General features: G+C 43.8%; 13 protein-coding genes. 6 read left to right on the plus strand and 7 right to left on the minus strand.

Going from position 1 to position 17,931, the window contains the following annotated elements; genetic code table 11:
• Nucleotides 1–4: 4 nt before the first annotated feature.
• Both rpsG and rpsL read right to left on the minus strand, forming a co-directional pair.
• On the minus strand, nt 5–481 hold the full coding sequence (rpsG, locus tag AC0J2F_RS04210) for a 30S ribosomal protein S7 (RefSeq protein ID WP_473008970.1): 477 nt from the start codon (nt 479–481) through the stop codon (nt 5–7).
• 24 nt (nt 482–505) lie between these two features.
• Nucleotides 506–880, minus strand: coding sequence for a 30S ribosomal protein S12 (rpsL, locus tag AC0J2F_RS04215; protein WP_087524602.1), 375 nt, complete (start codon nt 878–880; stop codon nt 506–508).
• 184 nt (nt 881–1,064) lie between these two features.
• On the opposite strand from rpsL, the gene AC0J2F_RS04220 reads away from it, so the two are divergent.
• The 5 genes from AC0J2F_RS04220 (at nt 1,065) to rlmB (ending at nt 9,632) form a co-directional block, all read left to right on the plus strand.
• Entirely contained in the window at nt 1,065–2,759 is a 1,695-nt protein-coding gene (locus AC0J2F_RS04220) for a BamA/TamA family outer membrane protein (RefSeq protein WP_473008972.1), read from the plus strand.
• A gap of 124 nt (nt 2,760–2,883) precedes the next feature.
• Complete coding sequence (locus tag AC0J2F_RS04225; protein ID WP_473008974.1) at nt 2,884–6,153, plus strand: SusC/RagA family TonB-linked outer membrane protein; 3,270 nt, start codon at nt 2,884–2,886, stop codon at nt 6,151–6,153.
• 21 nt (nt 6,154–6,174) lie between these two features.
• A complete protein-coding gene (locus AC0J2F_RS04230) occupies nt 6,175–7,833 on the plus strand; it encodes a SusD/RagB family nutrient-binding outer membrane lipoprotein (RefSeq protein ID WP_473008975.1) in 1,659 nt (552 codons plus the stop codon).
• Between the two features lie 20 nt (nt 7,834–7,853).
• The gene (locus tag AC0J2F_RS04235) at nt 7,854–8,831 is read left to right on the plus strand and encodes a hypothetical protein (RefSeq protein ID WP_473008977.1); all 978 of its coding nucleotides are present in this window, start codon (nt 7,854–7,856) and stop codon (nt 8,829–8,831) included.
• Nucleotides 8,832–8,891: 60 nt separating this feature from the next.
• Complete coding sequence (gene rlmB, locus AC0J2F_RS04240) at nt 8,892–9,632, plus strand: 23S rRNA (guanosine(2251)-2'-O)-methyltransferase RlmB (protein ID WP_473008979.1); 741 nt, start codon at nt 8,892–8,894, stop codon at nt 9,630–9,632.
• Here rlmB and AC0J2F_RS04245 read toward each other — a convergent pair.
• Nucleotides 9,629–10,384 (minus strand): rhomboid family intramembrane serine protease, encoded by a 756-nt coding sequence (locus AC0J2F_RS04245; protein ID WP_473008981.1) that lies wholly within the window; start codon nt 10,382–10,384, stop codon nt 9,629–9,631. The genes rlmB and AC0J2F_RS04245 overlap by 4 nt on opposite strands.
• An 81-nt stretch (nt 10,385–10,465) precedes the next feature.
• Here AC0J2F_RS04245 and AC0J2F_RS04250 point away from each other — a divergent pair, with 81 nt between their 5' ends.
• The gene (locus AC0J2F_RS04250; RefSeq protein WP_473008983.1) at nt 10,466–11,743 is read left to right on the plus strand and encodes a replication-associated recombination protein A; all 1,278 of its coding nucleotides are present in this window, start codon (nt 10,466–10,468) and stop codon (nt 11,741–11,743) included.
• Here AC0J2F_RS04250 and AC0J2F_RS04255 read toward each other — a convergent pair whose 3' ends face one another.
• From AC0J2F_RS04255 to AC0J2F_RS04270, 4 genes are read right to left on the minus strand one after another with little or no spacing between them, the layout of a single operon-like run.
• Nucleotides 11,744–15,115: a VCBS repeat-containing protein gene (locus AC0J2F_RS04255; RefSeq protein ID WP_473008984.1), complete on the minus strand. Its 3,372-nt coding sequence runs from the start codon at nt 15,113–15,115 to the stop codon at nt 11,744–11,746.
• Nucleotides 15,116–15,118: 3 nt separating this feature from the next.
• Nucleotides 15,119–15,946, minus strand: a complete 828-nt coding sequence (locus AC0J2F_RS04260; RefSeq protein ID WP_473008985.1) for a hypothetical protein — start codon at nt 15,944–15,946, stop codon at nt 15,119–15,121.
• Nucleotides 15,943–17,346, minus strand: coding sequence for a DUF5723 family protein (locus AC0J2F_RS04265; protein WP_473008986.1), 1,404 nt, complete (start codon nt 17,344–17,346; stop codon nt 15,943–15,945). Before AC0J2F_RS04265 ends, AC0J2F_RS04260 begins: the two co-directional genes overlap by 4 nt.
• Nucleotides 17,347–17,349: 3 nt before the next feature.
• Nucleotides 17,350–17,889 carry a hypothetical protein gene (locus AC0J2F_RS04270; protein WP_473008987.1) on the minus strand — a complete coding sequence of 180 codons (540 nt, stop codon included), beginning with the start codon at nt 17,887–17,889 and terminating at the stop codon, nt 17,350–17,352.
• Nucleotides 17,890–17,931: the final 42 nt, after the last annotated feature.

A 17,931-nucleotide genomic window follows, 5' to 3' on the forward strand; every position in this document is an offset into this window, starting at 1 on the left:
TTTCTTAGAATCTAAAGTGTGAGAATGCTTTGTTTGCTTCTGCCATCTTGTGGGTATCAACGCGCTTCTTAACAGCAGCTCCTTCTTCCTTAGCCGCAGCTAGGATCTCTGCAGCCAATTTCTGAGCCATTGACTTCTCATTACGCTTACGCGCATATAGAATCAACCACTTCATAGCTGTAGAAACCTTACGGTCTGGTCTGATTTGCATTGGGATCTGGAATGTAGCTCCTCCCACTCGACGGCTACGTACCTCTACGTGAGGCATTACGTTTGAAAGAGCATCCTTCCAAAGCTCAAGAGCCGTTTTTTCGTCATCTTGTTTTTTCTCGTCAACGATCTCGATCGCGTCGTAGAATATCTTGAACGCCACTGACTTTTTACCGTCCCACATCAAATTGTTCACAAAACGTGTAACCAATTGATCGTTAAACTTTGGATCTGGTAAAAGCGGACGTTTTTTTGCTTGTCTTTTTCTCATGTCTTCGCTTTAACGGGTGTTAATTTACTTCTTTGGGCGTTTCGCTCCGTACTTCGATCTACGTTGTAGACGGCCTTCAACACCAGCGGTGTCAAGTGCTCCACGTACAATGTGATAACGAACTCCCGGCAAATCTTTTACCCTTCCTCCTCTAACCAATACTATCGAGTGCTCTTGTAGATTGTGTCCTTCTCCAGGGATGTAGGCGTTCACTTCCTTACCGTTGGTAAGACGCACACGCGCAACCTTTCTCATCGCTGAGTTAGGTTTCTTAGGTGTGGTAGTGTACACACGAGTACATACCCCTCTTCTTTGAGGGCACGAATCCAAAGCAGCCGATTTGCTCTTCTTGGTTATTTTGGATCTTCCTTTTCGTACTAATTGTGAAATTGTTGGCATAAAATCCTTTGTTATACTTTTTTTAAAATCTAAAAGGCCCTTTTTAAGGGCATGCAAAGGTAGAAATAAAATTCTAGTATTCAAACGTATACTCTGTAATTTTCAAATCCTTATAATTTGGCGACCCTATTTATATGAAAAAACCTTCACTTGCGTTAGATTTACAGAGATAATTCTAGGCATTTTGGACCGATTTTTAAAGCGCGCTTTATACCTTAATATATATATGCTATACTGCGGATTGGCTACAGCCCAGAATTTTACACTGGAGCTAGAGGTCAGTCCGAAGCACGAAACGGAGCAAGTCAAATCCCTCTTCACTCAGCTGACTTACCCAGACTTGGCCAGCATGACCTCTGCTGCGGATGCGGCCGCAAGCTATCTTAGAAAATCAGGCTACATCAATCTAAACTACAAAATACCCACAGCCAAGACAGACTCGACTTTTGTTGCAACCTATGATTTGGGAATGCAGATCACTACCCTCAAAATAGATCACAGCTTTTCTGGCATACCCACAAAAGATCTCAAACGTCTTTTCCCCGCAGTTAACGATACGATCATAACACTCGCCTTTGAAGATCTGGAAGCAGGCATGCAAATGCTAACCGACTACCAAAACAGCTTAGGTAATGCATTCGCAACTGTTCAACTGATAGATCTCGATCTGGAAGATCCACAAACTATGACCGGCACCTTGAGCGTTAGCTCTGGCACAAGCAGAACTCTAGACAAGATCGTTATCAAGGGCTATGAGAAATTCCCGAGATCTTACCTCAAGTATTTCGCAGGGATCAAAACTGGAGGGATCTTTGACAAGAAAAAACTCCTCAAGAATTACGAGGCAATAGAAAGTTTACCATTTGTGACCAGCTCCAAAGCACCAGAAGTGTTATTCCGTCCAGACAGCACTGAAGTCTACCTTTACCTTAAAAAGAGATCGAGCAATAGCTTTGACGGAATCTTAGGCTTTGCCAATAGCGAATCAGACTCCAAGATCATCTTTAATGGATACCTAGACCTAGAACTTCGCAACAACCTGAACTTTGGAGAAGAGATTAGACTTAATTACAAAAGCGACGGCCGCGATCAGCAGAACTTTAGAGTAGCCACCTCCTTACCTTATTTATTCAAGACACCCTTAGGAGTAGATTTAGAACTCTACATCTTTAAACGCGATTCGAGTTTTGTCACCGTAGAACAGAAAGCACAAGCACACTATCAGATCAACCCTAGGTTGCGAGCACTTGCAGGCTACACCCATTACGAATCCAACAATTTGCTAGACGACGCGCTAACCGCTGCCACTATTGCAGACTACACTTCGGACTTTGTTTTAGCCGGACTGCAATATCAGATCCCACAACCCAGCCTGCTCTTTCCAAACAAGACGCGCTGGGAACTCAAGAGTCAGTTCGGAAACAGAAGCGCCGCCATGACTAGCGATCAGGTCAAGGTGAGCTTTGACGGCTTCTATATCTTTGAACTCAATGAGAACAATTCTGTATTTGTAAGAAACACTACTGAGACCCTTATTAGCGACAACTACCTCACCAACGAACTCATGCGCTTTGGAGGGATCACCTCTATACGAGGCTTTGACGAGAACAGTATAGACGCTCAATTATATTCTGTTCTCAATACGGAATACCGCTATTTAGTAAACCCAGGACTCTATGTTCACAGCATAGCCGATGTGGGTTATTTGGAAAATGAGCTTACTCAGACCCAAGAAGAATTGATAAGTTTTGGAATTGGACTCGGATTTTTATCTAAAGCAGGGGTTTTTAAGATCAATATCGCAAACGGAAAAACTGGCGCTCTTCCCTTCTCATTTTCGAACACGAAAATACACCTCAGTTTACGCTCAAATTTTTAGGAAAACCCCCTTAACACAAGGGTAACAATAACCTTAAAAAAAAGTAAATTTTAAGTGTAAAAACTTGTGTAATTAACTTTTTATTGTGATTTTTGGCATTGGCTAATTCAAATAAATTATAAAAATGAGAACAAAGTTTAGTGGAATTTTAACGCTATTCATGGCGTTTGTAGTGCAACTGACGTTCGCACAAGACAAAACAATCACGGGTAACGTGACCGATGATACCGGTTTACCATTACCTGGGGTTAACATTATTGTAAAAGGCACCGCGACTGGAACTCAATCTGACTTTGATGGTAATTATAGCATCGGAGCATCAGTTGGACAGACGCTTGTCTACAGTTACGTAGGTTTTACTCAACAGGAAATCGCAGTAACTGCAAGTACATCTACTGTAAACGTACAAATGGTACCTGGGACCGAGCTTGAAGAAGTATTGGTAGTTGCCCAAGGTATCAAGCGTGAGGCTAAGGCCCTAGGTTATGCGGTAAGTACTGTTGAATCAGCAGATATCGAACAACGTACAGAAGGTGACGTTGCTCGTGTGCTTTCTGGTAAAGCATCTGGGGTACAGATCACTTCTCAGAGTGGTACTTCTGGATCTGCAACTAATGTAGTAATTCGAGGATACAATTCGATTACCGGTAGTAACCAGGCTTTATTCATTGTAGATGGTGTACCATTCTCAAGTGATACTAACGCCCAAGGTAACTTCCTTGACGGTAACGTCGGTTCTTCTCGTTTCCTAGACTTAGATCCAAATAACATCGAAAGCGTAAACGTACTTAAAGGTCTTGCAGCAGCAACACTTTACGGTACAGCTGGACGTAACGGGGTAATTGTAATTACTACCAAGTCTGGTGGTGGTGGAGCAAACAAATCAGCTAAGAAGACCGAAATCACAGTTAGCCAATCGTTCTTCGTAAACGAAATTGCTTCTCTACCTGATTACCAAGACAAATACGGAAACGGTTTCGACCAATCTTTCGGATGGTTCTTCTCTAACTGGGGTCCTTCTTTCAACGCTGAAGGTGTTGACGGATACTTGAATGACCCAGCTGGTTTGATCGACGCTCAAGGAACATTGCGTCACCCTTACGATTCTTCTGCATTCTTGAACAACCTTAACGGTGGTGACAACGAATTGAGAAATCGTTTTGCAGGACAGCGATATGAATGGAGACCATACAACAGTGTTGAAGATTTCTTCCGTACTGGTGATGTAGTAAACACTTCTATCAACATCCGTGGTAACTCTGACGATGGTAAGCTTGCTTACAACGTTAACTACGGTCACCTTGATGAAACAGGATTTACTCCAGGAAACAACATTCGCAGAAATACTCTTGCAGTTGGTGGACGCGCACAGCTTACTAACAACTTCACAGTATCTGCTACTTTGAATTTCTCTCGTAACCAAGTTGCATCTCCTCCAGTAGCGGCCTCTCGTGGTAACGGTACTTTAGGTTTCTCTACTTTCGCGAACGTATTCTTTACTCCGCGTTCTGTAGACTTGATGGGACTTCCTTACACTATTCCAGAAACCGGTGGATCTATCTACTACCGTAACGGTAACGATATCATCAACCCACGCTGGACTGTTGAGAACGCTGGTTCTACTCAGTTGACAAACCGTGTATTCGGTACTGCTCAACTTCAGTATGACTTTAGCGACAACTTGAACTTACTATACCGTGCTGGTGTTGACTTCTACAACGAGCGCAACACACAGTACTCTAACAAGAATGGTGTAAACTTCAACCAAGCTATCTTTGGTCAGTACATCACTTGGGACAACAACGTACGTATCTGGGATCACTACTTGACATTGAGTGGTGACTACGACATCACTGACGATATCGGAATTACTTTTACAGCTGGTGCAACTAGCCGTTCAAGAAACTTCGATCAGCAAGGTGTTCAGTCTGACGGACAAATTGTATTTGGCGTTCTTCGTCACTTCAACTTCTTGACTCAGACTCCAATCCAGAATACATCTTTCAGAAACATTGTTGGTGTATTTGCTGAAACTTCTATCGACTACAGCGATTGGGCGTTCTTAACGCTTTCTGCTCGTAATGACTGGGTTTCTAACTTACCAACAGAGAACAACAATCAGTTCTACCCATCGATCTCTGCATCGTTCTTGCCAACTGCTGCATTCCCTTCTATTCGTTCATCTGAATGGGGACTTAACTACTTGAAGTTACGTGCAGGTCTTGGTACTTCTGCTGGATTCCCAACAGGATTCCCAACAGTTCAGAACTTGAACTTAGCGATCAACGGAAACGGTGGTGCGGTTGGACCTATTACTACAAACGCGATCTCAGGATTCCGTGCTAACCCAGACTTGAAGCCTGAACTTATTTCAGAATTCGAAGTTGGTTTTGACTCTCGTTTCTTGAACAACCGTGTTAACTTGAACGTTTCTTACTTCGACCGTTCTACTGAAGACCTCATCGTATTCAAGCCATTGGCTCCTTCTTCTGGATTTACTCAGACTCAGGACAACATTGGTAAAGTAGAAGGTGACGGATGGGAAGTTGATTTAAGCGTAGACTTATTTAAGAGTGATAAAGAAGACGGATTCAACTGGAATTCTCGTGTTAACTTCACACAGAGTGAGCAAATCGTAACTGAGCAAGAAGAAGATCAAATTCTTTTCGCTGGTTCTACTGCTGCTTTCCTAGGTGCTAACGCTGCTATCCGCGGAGAGCAATTAGGTGTGATCGTTGGTACTCGTATTCTACGTGATGACGCTGGAAACTTCGTAGTAAACAGTGCTGGTAACTATGTAACTGAAGATCAAGTTGTACTTGATGACGGTCGTCAGATTACTCCTATCATTGGTAACCCGAACCCGGATTACGTAATGAACTTTATCAACACCTTGTCTTACAAGAACTTCAACCTAGGATTCCAATTCAGCCATACTAAAGGTGGAGATATTGCATCTTCTACTATCGCAGTATTGCTTGGACGTGGTTTGATCGTTGAAACTGAGGATCGTGCAAATACCTTTATCTTACCAGGTGTTAGCCAATCTACAGGAGAGCCAAACGAAATCCAGATCAACAACTCGCAGTACTACTTCTCGAACGTATTGTTCGGACCTAAAGAATTGCAAGTTTATGATGCGTCTGTAATTCGTTTACAAGAACTTTCTTTCGGATATACTGTTCCAAAGAAATGGCTAGAAAAAACACCATTTGGTTCACTATCGATAACAGCAAGTGGATTCAACCTTTGGTATGATGCTTACAACACACCTGATGGAGCGAACTTCGATCCTAACGTAGCTGGTGTTGGTATTGGTAACGGTCGTGGATTTGACTACATCAACGGTCCTTCATCAAGAAGATACGGTATGAGTATTAAAGCATCATTCTAATTATAATCTCTTAATTTAGTTATGAAAACAATCTATAAAATCTTTTTACTTGCGTTAATCTCGAGCGGAACCTTGTTCTACTCTTGTGAGACAACCGAGTTGGAACAACTTGTAAGTCCGAACGCAATTTCGCCAGAACAGGCAGACCCAGATCTGTTACTTAACACTATCCAACGTGCTTTTGTAACAAACGCTATCACGTTCAATGATAGATCTGCAGAATTGACACGTATCGACTACATGTTCGGACGTGACTACTTCAACAACTACAACTCATCTACTTTTGATGGTGTTTGGAGTCGTTCTTTCAGCAGCATCTTTGCTAACGTGAACATTATTGAAGCTCAACAAGAAGCTGATGGAGGATTAGAATTCCACTTAGGTGTATCAAAGACGATTGAGGCTTATACCTTGATGATGTTAGTTGATTTCATAGGAGATATTCCTTTTTCTGAAGCTCTTAATCCAGATGAGTTCCCTAACCCAACACTTGACGACGATGCCACAGTTTACGCTGCTGCCCGTGCGTTATTAGATGAAGCTGCTGGCTATTTTTCAGGAGCTAGTGTTGGAACAGCTACAGACTTCTTTTATGATGGAGATGTTAGTAACTGGCAACGTCTAGTAAACACTTTAATCATGCGTCACGCATTGACTACTGGTGATACTGCTGCCTTTAACGCTGTAGTTTCTAGTGGAAACTTTATTTCTGATAGCTCTCAAGACTTTGAGTTCAAATATGGTACTCAGTTATTGAACCCGAACACACGTCACCCAGATTACAACGCTGATTACACAGTTTCTGGTGCTAATATTTATCAGTCTATGTGGCTAATGCGTCTAATGCAAGATGCTGATGCAGCTGATGGTTCTGATGATGATCCACGTATTCGTTACTACTTCTTCCGTCAGGCAGAATGTACTCCTGGTGCATCTTGTCTACCTGAAGGTAATGGTGAAACACTTTCTTGTTCATTAGAAACTGCTCCACCACAATACGCTGGAATCCCTTACTGTTTCTTAGAAGATGGATACTGGGGTCGTAACCACGGAGATGACGATGGTACTCCTCCTGATAACTTCACACGTACTGCTGTAGGTGTTTACCCAGCAGGTGGACTGTTTGATGACAACCGCTTCGGTGGTCTTAACCAAGATGTAGGTGGACTAGGTGAAGGTGTTGAGCCAATCATCCTTGCTTCTTACGTAGACTTCTGGAGAGCTGAAGTAGCTCTTGCTGGAGGTTCTCCTGGAGCAGCTGCTGGATTCGTAGAAGCTGGTCTTACTAAGTCTATCGCTAAAGTTCAATCGTTTGGTGCACTAGATACATCTCGTGACCCATCTTTCGAGCCAGACGCAACTACTGTATCTGACTTCATCGCTGCTAAGTCTGCTTTGATTACTGGAACTGATGATGCATCATGGAATGCTTTAGCAGAGCAATACTTCGTAACTATGTTCGGTGGTGCTGGTGATGCTTATAACTTCTACAGAAGAACAGGTTATCCAACCACACTTGATCCAAACGTTGAACCAGACCCAGGGGTGTTCCCAAGAACTTTCTTGTACCCATCTGTGGAGGTTGTTGCGAATCCAAACGTGACTCAAAGACAAGATAACGCTACTCAGGTATTCTGGGATACTAAGCCTGCTGGGCCTGCTTTCCCTCCTGCTAACTAATTGAAAAAAAATTGATAAGAATGAAAAATCTATTAAAAATTGCCGCACTAGGAGCTGTACTCGTTATGGGTACAACTTCTTGTGAGCAAGACTCAAACAATACGATTGATCAGGTATTTGACGGTGTGACTTCTGGTGCAGTTCTTAGAACTATCGCCATCACGTCTAACGAACTTCCTTTAGGTTCTACAGACGCCGTTTTCTCTGTTGAAATCGAAGAGCAAGACAACCAAGGTGGTGCACTTCTTGAAAGTGTTGACGCATACTTGACTTTTGCGGACGGTTCTGCTGACGAAGGTGATTCTTCTGCTGCAACTACCGAGGAAGTATTTATCCGTAACATTCCTGCAAGTGAGTTCTCTCCAGGTCCATTTGGACTTCCAAGAACTACTTACACCTTAACTCTTACTGAAATGCTAGCTGCTGTCGGACTTGGTCCAGACGATATTTTCGGTGGTGACACTTTCACTACACGTTTCGCGTTGAACCTTACTGACGGTCGTACATTCTCTGTAAACAACGCTGGTGGTATCATCACTGGTGGATTCTTTGCTTCTCCTTTCCAGTACACTACTCCGGTAGTATGTCCTGTGGGTGAAGAAGAGTTCCTTGGACCATACCAAATCACTAACGGTGTACCAGGTGTACTTGACTTCAACGTATTTGAAGAAGGTGGAATCGTTGAAATGTACTTCCCAGAAGGTGGTACTTCTGTAGATCGTGCATTCGACTACGTGTACCTTCCAGACGCTGGTGTAGGTCAGGATCCTGTTGATTTCGCAATGCAGTTCATTTGTAACACAGTTGTGATTCCTCCAGGACAGAACTCTGGACTTCAATGTTCTTCTGGTTTGACTATTGGCCCATCTCCAAACGGAGAATTGGGTGAGTACACAACTGGAGACGATTCAGTATTCATCATCCGCTTTACTGACAATTCAGACAGCGACTGTGGTGAATCTCCAAGAGATGTATTTGCTACACTCACTAAACAATAAGATTCTCACTTATTATATAGAAAAAGCTGCCTTTCGAGGCAGCTTTTTTATTTTTGCCCTATGGAACAAGTCAGTAGAATTTACGGAATACACGCTTTAGAAGAAGCTTTAAATGCAGAGATGAGCATTGCCAAGGTTTTCGCACAATCCAATCAGCAGCACCCAAAAGTTAAAGCGCTACTTAACGAATGTGCAAAACAAGGAGCGACCATCTCTTACGTGCCAATGGAGAAACTTCAAAAGCTGGCTAAAGGACGCAATCATCAAGGCATAGTCGCCAATATTGCCCCGGTGAGTTTTGTGAGCCTCGAAACAATGATCGCAAACGCTACCTCTAACGAAAAGGCTCCCCTATTTCTACTGCTAGATCAGATCAGTGATGTTCGTAATTTTGGCGCTATTATAAGATCCGCAGTGGCTGCAGGTGTCAGTGGAATTATCATCCAGAAAAAAGGAGGTGCTCCTGTAAATGCTGATGCGGTTAAAACCTCCGCAGGTACACTATTCAAAATTCCAATCTGTAAAGTAGATCATATAAAAGATGCGCTTTTCCACTTTCAGGCAGAAGGCATTCCTATCATCGCGGCTACCGAGAAAGGGGATCAATCTGTGTATGACACGGACCTAAAAGGTGGTTTCGCGCTTATTATGGGTTCAGAGGGTAAAGGAATCAACCCGTCTGTATTGAAAATGGTAGACACGCAAGTTCATATCCCTATTGCAGAAGAGGTCGATTCGCTAAATGTGGCGGTAGCCAGCGCCGTAATTCTTTTCGAAGCGCAACGACAGCGATTGGCCTAATTAGTACTTTTATCTTCGGATGGTCTAAACTTGTAGTTGACCTGAATCTTTTCAGCAGCTTCTACCTGCTCTTCTATTGACTCAGGTTCATCGGGCACAAAATTACCCTGTTCATCAAAGCGTCGCATAAAAGGATCCTTAGTCGGATCAAACTCTGGATGTTCCCAGGGATAATGATAATCTCGCACTACCCCACTTTTGACCAATCCGGCAAAGACAAAGCCCACAAAGAATCCAGACAAATGCCCTTCCCAAGAAATCTTGGGGTCGATCGGGAATACATACCACAACAATCCACCATATAAAAACACTACTATCAAAGAAAGCGCAATAAGCCTGTAGTAGCCGCTAAAAACTCCTTTAAAGAACAAGAAACTCACTAACATATACACTACACCACTTGCCCCTATATGAAAAGCAGGACGCCCTATAAGCCAAGTTCCTAAACCAGACAATACGATCCCCCAGACTAAGACATTCCAAGCAGCCTTAGGGTAGAAATAGAATAAGAACCACAGCAGCGCCACCAACGAAATACTATTGTTGGTCAAGTGGCTGAGGTCTTTATGGATAAAAGGTGTTAAGAAGATCCCTTTTAGTCCTTCCGCAGTTCTTGGGTACACACCCAAACTTCTCAGATTCAAGTCAAAGCGCAGGTCTGCCCAGAGAGCAATCCACAAAAGCATAACAAGACCTACAGCAATTGCTATCCGCCGGAATTCAAAAACAGAAGGATACTCTATTTGTCGCATACTTCTAAAGTATCAAAAATTTAGCCATGAATTCCCTGCTGCTAAATTGTCACTTCTTGAACTAAAACGTATTTTTAAACCATGAACGCACCCTTGGCAGAACGCATTAGACCCAGAACGCTGGACGACTATATTAGTCAGCAACATTTGGTTGGACCAGATGGGTCGCTGACCAATCAAATTAAGCAAGGGGTGCTTCCATCATTGATCCTCTGGGGACCACCCGGAACAGGAAAGACTACCTTGGCCACCATTATTGCCAATACGGTTGAACGTCCTTTTTTTAAGCTCAGTGCAATTAGTAGCGGTGTTAAAGACGTTCGTGAGGTAATTGCCAGAGCAAAAAAAGAAGACGGGTTATTTACGACTAAGAATCCGCTACTTTTTATAGACGAGATCCATCGGTTCAGTAAATCACAACAAGATTCACTTTTGGAGGCTGTGGAGAAAGGATGGGTCACACTCATTGGCGCCACAACGGAAAATCCGAGTTTTGAGGTAATTCCAGCCCTTTTGTCGCGTTGTCAGGTTTATGTACTGAATGCTTTCTCTAAAAACGATTTAGAAGCTCTTTTAAAGCGTGCAATAGCTCAAGACAATATACTGAGTCAAAAAAAGATAAAACTGCAGGAAACGGAAGCTATGATGCGCATTTCTGGAGGGGATGCCAGAAAGTTACTCAACATCCTCGAATTGGTCGTGGCCACCGCCACTACCGAACCAATAGTGATCACTGATGATCTTGTAACCCAAAAGGTACAGCAGAATGTAGTTCGATATGACAAAACCGGCGAACAGCATTACGACATAGTATCCGCCTTTATCAAATCGATACGAGGCAGCGACCCTAACGCAGCCGTCTACTGGTTAGCCAGAATGATAGAAGGCGGTGAGGATGTAAAATTCATAGCACGCAGAATGCTAATCCTAGCTTCTGAAGATATTGGCAATGCTAATCCCCAAGCTTTGATGGTTGCTAACAGTACCTTTCAGGCCGTAACCGTGATCGGATACCCTGAAGCTCGTATCATACTTTCACAATGCGCGATCTATTTGGCAACCTCAGCCAAGAGCAATGCCTCTTATGTAGCCATAAATGAAGCCCAACAAGCTGTTAGACAACAAGGAGACCTATCTGTTCCGCTATCTATTCGCAATGCCCCAACCAAGCTCATGAAAGAACTAGGGTATTCAGAAGGTTATCAATATGCGCACAATTACGAAGGCAATTTTGTGCCGCATCAGTTCTTACCAGAAGAACTTAGCAACTTCAATTTCTACAGACCGGGAAACAACAAGCGCGAAAGAGCTCTCAAGGAATATCTGAGTCAATTGTGGAAAGACAAATACAAGTTCTGATTAAGAGTCTGAATATTCGTAAACTGCCATAGAAGCATTATTTCTCCCTACCAGGATCAAGGTTTTACCGCTGCCTTTGTGATTCACCGTTTTGATGGATTTGGCATCTCCCTCTACATAAAAGGCTGCTGGTCCGCCAAGGGTTTTCATAGTTCCGTTTTGAGACTGAATGATAAGCCCGGTTCCCATATCCATACGCGGTGTTTCTACCTCCGTATTGTAAATATTTCCAACAGCGATGAATTCCGTTTGATCGTCACCGTTTAGATCGAGTGAAACACCTCCAAGTATTGGTGCCGTTTGGGCAAAGGCCGGTAATTCATCGAGTTTATAGGTGCCGGAGTTCGTGCTTAGCAAGACCATAGAATGGAACTGATTCACCTCTCGCTGATAGGCCTCGTTAAGCTTAGCTCCGTAAATATCTTGCAAGGAAGCATTGGCAAAAGAAGCATAGGTCTCAAATTTCTGAGCAATGAAAGGCATTTGCTGAGAAGAACACTCCCTACCGCGAACAGGTACGTCCCTACCGTTATACTTGGAACTCAAGACCAGATCAAAAGTGCCGTTGTCGTCAAAATCGTGTCCGTACACTTTTAGCGGGCTCTCGTTAGTAGCCTTGTACTTACTATTCACGCCAAGGTTACCCAAGATATAATCCGGTTTTCCATCTGCGTTAATGTCTGTTTCACTAACAGAGAACCACCAACCCTTGTTTTGATCCAAACCTGCTACAGCCGTGTAGGGTTCAAATACACCTTGATTGTTTCTAAACATCTTTACAGCATCCCATTCTACAGCAATGATCAGATCGGACCAACCGTCGGCATCAAAATCCGTGACCAGAACATCATTGACCAAGCCTAGTCCGGCTGCTGCCGAAAAGCTGCTATTGTCTGCAGGCGTGAAATGCCCTGCTCCATCATTGTTGAGCAAATAGCTAGGAGCTGCTTGCGGATAATGCTGTGGCATCAAGCGGTTACCAACAAACAGATCAAGATCGCCGTCTTTGTCGTAATCCAATGCAGCAACAGCTTGCCCGCTGTGGGTCATTCCCCCTAATCCGGAGTCTGCACTTTTTGAAAAACCGCCCTTACCGTCGTTGAGATACAAGCGATCTGTATATCTTTTAGAACCTTGCGCAAAGGCGTTGCCTCCGCTGACCACATAAAGGTCAAGGTCTTGGTCGCCGTCGGCATCAAAAAAGATTGCCTTGAGGTCTTCAGATCCGGCATCGGTTGTAAAAGCCGGAACACGTACGCGACTAAAACCTGTAGTAGTTTGTTTAAAAAGTTGGCCCGCCTGTCCTGCAGCGCCTCCGACAAAAACATCTTCCAAACCATCACCGTTAACATCCGCAGTAGCTATAAAAGGCCCCATAGTAGATTGCTTATACGGCAAAAGCACTTCCAGACTAAAATCGTTATAATCGTTCTCTTGATGCGAGAATTCCAGGCCGTAATTCGATGCAGAAGCTTTGATCATGGGTGGTGGCGTTTTCATATTCCCTGCAGCTTCTGTTGCTTCGGATTCTTTAAAGATCAACTTGCTGTTAGCAGCTACATCTTTACGAACCTCTTGCTTTCCGCTAGGCCAAACCACTTTAACCTCCGCGGCAGTTGCGTCCTGCCCTATTCCAAAAGTCGCAGTTTGTGTTGTTGCAGAAAGATAACCGCGAACCCGCTTAGCTTCTATGAGTTGTGAACTGCCATCTTGCTGCGTGAGATACACCTGAGGAAAAGCCTCAGAGAGCAGCCCTTGGGTCTCCACACTGATAAAGTTGTTCAGTCCTCGCTCTACAGCTGTATTCTTATAAACAAAGGCCGTCTCGTCGATATTGTTAACCACCAATTCCAAGTCGCCATCGTTGTCTAGATCGGCATAGATAGCGCCGTTAGAGAAGGACGGATTTGCCAATCCCCAATTGTAAGCTTGATTCTCAAAGGCCAGTTCACCCTTGTTCCAGAACATGATGTTCGATAACTTTTCTGACGGCATGGCATCGTAAAGCTGTTTCTTTACCTCTACCGGAACCTGCCCAGCATAGGCCTGTTGCACTTCTGCAACCTGTCTGCGCAGATCATTGTCTAAGGCGTAACGTCTGTAACCGTTGGTCACATAGACGTCTTTGTTACCATCCAGATCATAATCGGTTATAAGTCCTGCCCATGACCAATCGGTCTTCGCCATTTTGGTTTGTTGGGCCACGTTTATAAATTTCGCATCGCCCTGATTCAGCTGTACACTATTGTACATATACTGATACGGCATATCGTACGTGTCTACCAACAATGAAAAACGCGCCTCGTTCATAGAGGCCATTAGTGTTTTAGAGCGAATATGATCGCTGGAGGCCATATCGAGCACAAAAATATCCTTTAGGCCGTCATTGTTAAGGTCGTCTATATCTACTCCCATTCCATAAAAAGACACCTGTTTGGTGGTCTCCTTAACCTGGTTTTTAAAGGTCCCATTACCCTGATTGATATAAAGAGCATCTGGTACATAATAATCGTTGGCAATGTAGATATCCAGCCAACCGTCTTGATTAATGTCGCTTACGCTAACTCCTAAACCAAAAGAGGCGGTCAGTACGCCAGCTCGCTCGCTAACATCTGTGAATTTACCACCGTCGTTACGATACAAGTGGGTGCTGCTGTTATACAAATTCTCTTTGCTCTTATCTATGGTTGCGTAGAATCGCTGCGGATCCAAACCGTAGAATTCGTTCTCGTTAGAGACCACACAATCAAGGTCTCCGTCTTTGTCGTAATCAAAGAATACCGCTTGTGTACTGATCCCGTTATCGTTAAGGCCATAAGCCACGGCCGACTCTTGGAACTTAAAATCTCCTTGGTTTATAAAAAGTAGGTTCTGCCGATCTTGCCTTTGTTTTGGCCCTCCTTGACTCACATAAATGTCTAAAAGACCGTCTTGATTCACATCTGCAACGGTAACCCCGTTAGCCCAAACCTTTCCTTGGTTTATACCTGCTTTTTCGCTTAGATCTTCAAACTTTAATCCGCCGAGGTTCTTGTAGAGCTTATTGGGTTGCTGATTTCCGGCAAAGAAAAGATCTTGGAGTCCGTCGTTGTCAAAGTCTGCTACAGCCACTCCCGCCCCATTGTAGAAATAGTCAAAATTAAAGAGGTTCTCGATGGTGGACACATCGTCTACCAAGGTATTGGCAAAGTCAATCCCAGTTTCACTAGAAGGCATCAGTTCAAAGAGTCCCTTTCGAGCTTCTTTAGCCTGATCTTTCTCCTTTTTTACTGTCGATGTTGCGGAGTCTTTTTCTGACTTGGTTTCCTTTTCGTCACAGGCGATAAAAAGGAAACTCAAAAAAACTGCACAAATAATTCCGAGTTTTGACATTACCTACTGTTTTGATTTGAACAACATAGTGATGGTCTGGTCAAGGCCTTCTATGGCTCTTTCCAGTCTAAAGGCCTCATTACCTTCGTAGCCCATTCCTGTGAATTGTGTCGTATTTACTTTGTAGACATTCGCTTCTTGAGTAGGTTCTGCCGTACCGATCTGCTCGCCTTTATACAGCACCTGATAAACACGCCCTTTTTTGATCAGTTCGTAGTCTTTATAAACCAAATGAATCACCTTAACGGCTTCTATTACCTCCGCATCGAGATCACCTTGCAGCTCAATAGCTACTGGCGCCTCCTCTTGCGCTTCAACTTCAACTTCCGCCGCCTCTTCAGTTTCAACCTCAGCTTCCTCTTCGTCAAGCTGATCTACTACATCGTCTAGGACAGCCAATGGCAGTTGTTTTACGTTCAATGCAGCTATGGCTTCAAAGGCTTCTCTGACTGCTCCATGATAGGCTTTGCGATAGTTCTTGTCTTTGCTCTTACCTTCTGGAGAGGTGAAAAGTACTTCTCCATAGCAATCCTTGATGCTGATCTGCACCTTGGTATGCATAAAATTCTCCATTCCTTGCACATCGGCATACAGTCCTTTGCAAGGCTGTTTCTTTAATGCCAGCGGTAACTCATCTCCGATATAGGCGTTAAATCCGTGCTTTTTAAATAAGAATCGCACCAAGGAATTCACCTGATATTGATCTTTTCCTTTAAGGAATTCAAACTGATCGGGAACAAAGATGTAATGATAGTCGTGAATGCTTTTTTGCGCACTGCTGAGCGAGCTGAAAAGAATTGCCGCGATCAGTACGAGAAATCGTAGTTTCATTCAGAAGATAATTTAAGATTTAGCCCTACTTGCAAAGATACATTTTTTGCCCTTGCAACATTGCCATATCTCAAAATGTTATCGACTGTAAAATAGAAGTTAACAGGGCCAATATCCGCAGCAAAACCACCTCCTAAATTGCTGGCAGAATATTCATCGACCGTATAAGCAATCTTGGCCGACAAAAAGCCAGTGAGTCTGCGATAATAGAAAGCAGAAAGCGCCATGTGTGGCCTACGCGGCCTGATCACACTAAAGAATTGCAACCCCAGCCGCTCTCTAAAGCGGGTGCTTTCCTTATTGAGACAATTACACTCCTCTCCTTCTCCAAAGGTTCCAAAACCATAGGATAAAGCCGCGTTGATCTTAGTTGGGCGCAGTTGAATATATCCGTTCGATATAGTGTCTCTAGGAATTGAAGCGTCTAGGTCGTCTGTCAGGTTCCGATAATAGTCCAAGGTCCGTTGCCCGTCGCTCAAGGGTGGGAATATAAATTCCACGCCATCTAGCACAAAGTCTCCTGCCGCGGTATACCTTTTTACATCATTACCGTGGTATACAAATCCTAAGTCCAGAATACTAGCATCGAAGGTCCAGTTTCTGTCCCAATCGTAACTAATTCCAAGATCCACTCCAAGACCGAGGTTACCACCCAACAGAGCCCTTTTAGTCGCTTCTCGACCTGGGATTTCGGCTTCAGAAATCGCATCGATACCCGAGGTTCTTACTTCTATATCTGCGTTACTGATTATGTGTTGATAGATGTTGAGCGTTCCGGGGTTCTCAGTAGTTAAAAAGCTACCGCGATTTGCTGTTGAGCTCACATGGGCAATGTTTGAATACAATTTTGCACGCGCTCCAACCCTGAGGTTCTTATTAAACTGCCTGCTGATACCAACATGGTATACCATAAGCACCTCCGAAGTAACACTGAGTTGCCCAAGATCAAAGCTTCGGCCTATATAATTGCGATTGCCCTCCCAAGCCAAGACGGCGAGGTCCTCTGGAAAATAAGCCAAAACATCGAGCTCCTGATAAAGCCCTGCGGAGAGGTAATCTCCTTTTTTGTTACGCCAACCGGCACTCAGTATTTCTAACTGTTGGTTCACAGTAAAGAAATCGCGAAAATCCATATTATTTATTGCGGTCGTTATGCGCTGATTGATATCTGTGGAAGACTCTTGAAAAATATCGTAGGCAGAGACACCGCTTGCCCCACCGTGCAGATAGAACTGCGACAATAGGGGAATTCCGGCATGGAAATCCTGAGGCATGTCGGCAGCGGGATTTACCAGCAAGGACTGGGGTATTTCCTCATACCCAAAAACAATCGTCTTGTTCTGAGCTACCAAGCCTGCTCCCATCGGCAGGAACAATAAACAATACAATAATTTTCGCATAATCTAATACTCCAGGAAGTAAGCGGATTTAGATTGTAGGTTCAATGTTCCTTCCAGAGCCTCAACAGATTCTGGACTAGACACACTGATCACCACACGAGAAGAATTGGTCAAAGCTTGCAGCTCTTCTGTGGTTTCGAATATTTCGATATGCTCAGTGATAACGGGGGCGCCTACAGAACCAGCCGCTATTGGAATACCAAATTGGTATTGCACTTCGTTAGCCAGGGTCATGAACTCTACCTCTAGCTCGAAATCGCGGGGGATACTGTTAGTAAGTCTAAAGAAAACCTCGGCTCGCACCAATGATTCTCTTATAAAGCTGTCGTCAAGAAACCGAATATTAGTGGTATCGGTAACTCTAAAGCTGTCCCCCAATTCGCCTACGGCTTCAAACATGGAAGTATCTACCGTAAAATACACCAAATCCAGTTCGTATTCTGGACTTAGGGTAATCTGGTCTGCTTGCTCAAAGTCCGTGTCTCGAATACAAGAACTCAGAACACAACACAAAACGAGAAGAAAAAAGATTTTCGGTCTCATGGGCGTAGGTTTGGGGTTGCCTAAATATACAACGCTTTATAC

The organism is Gilvibacter sp. CC01, assembly GCF_055755295.1.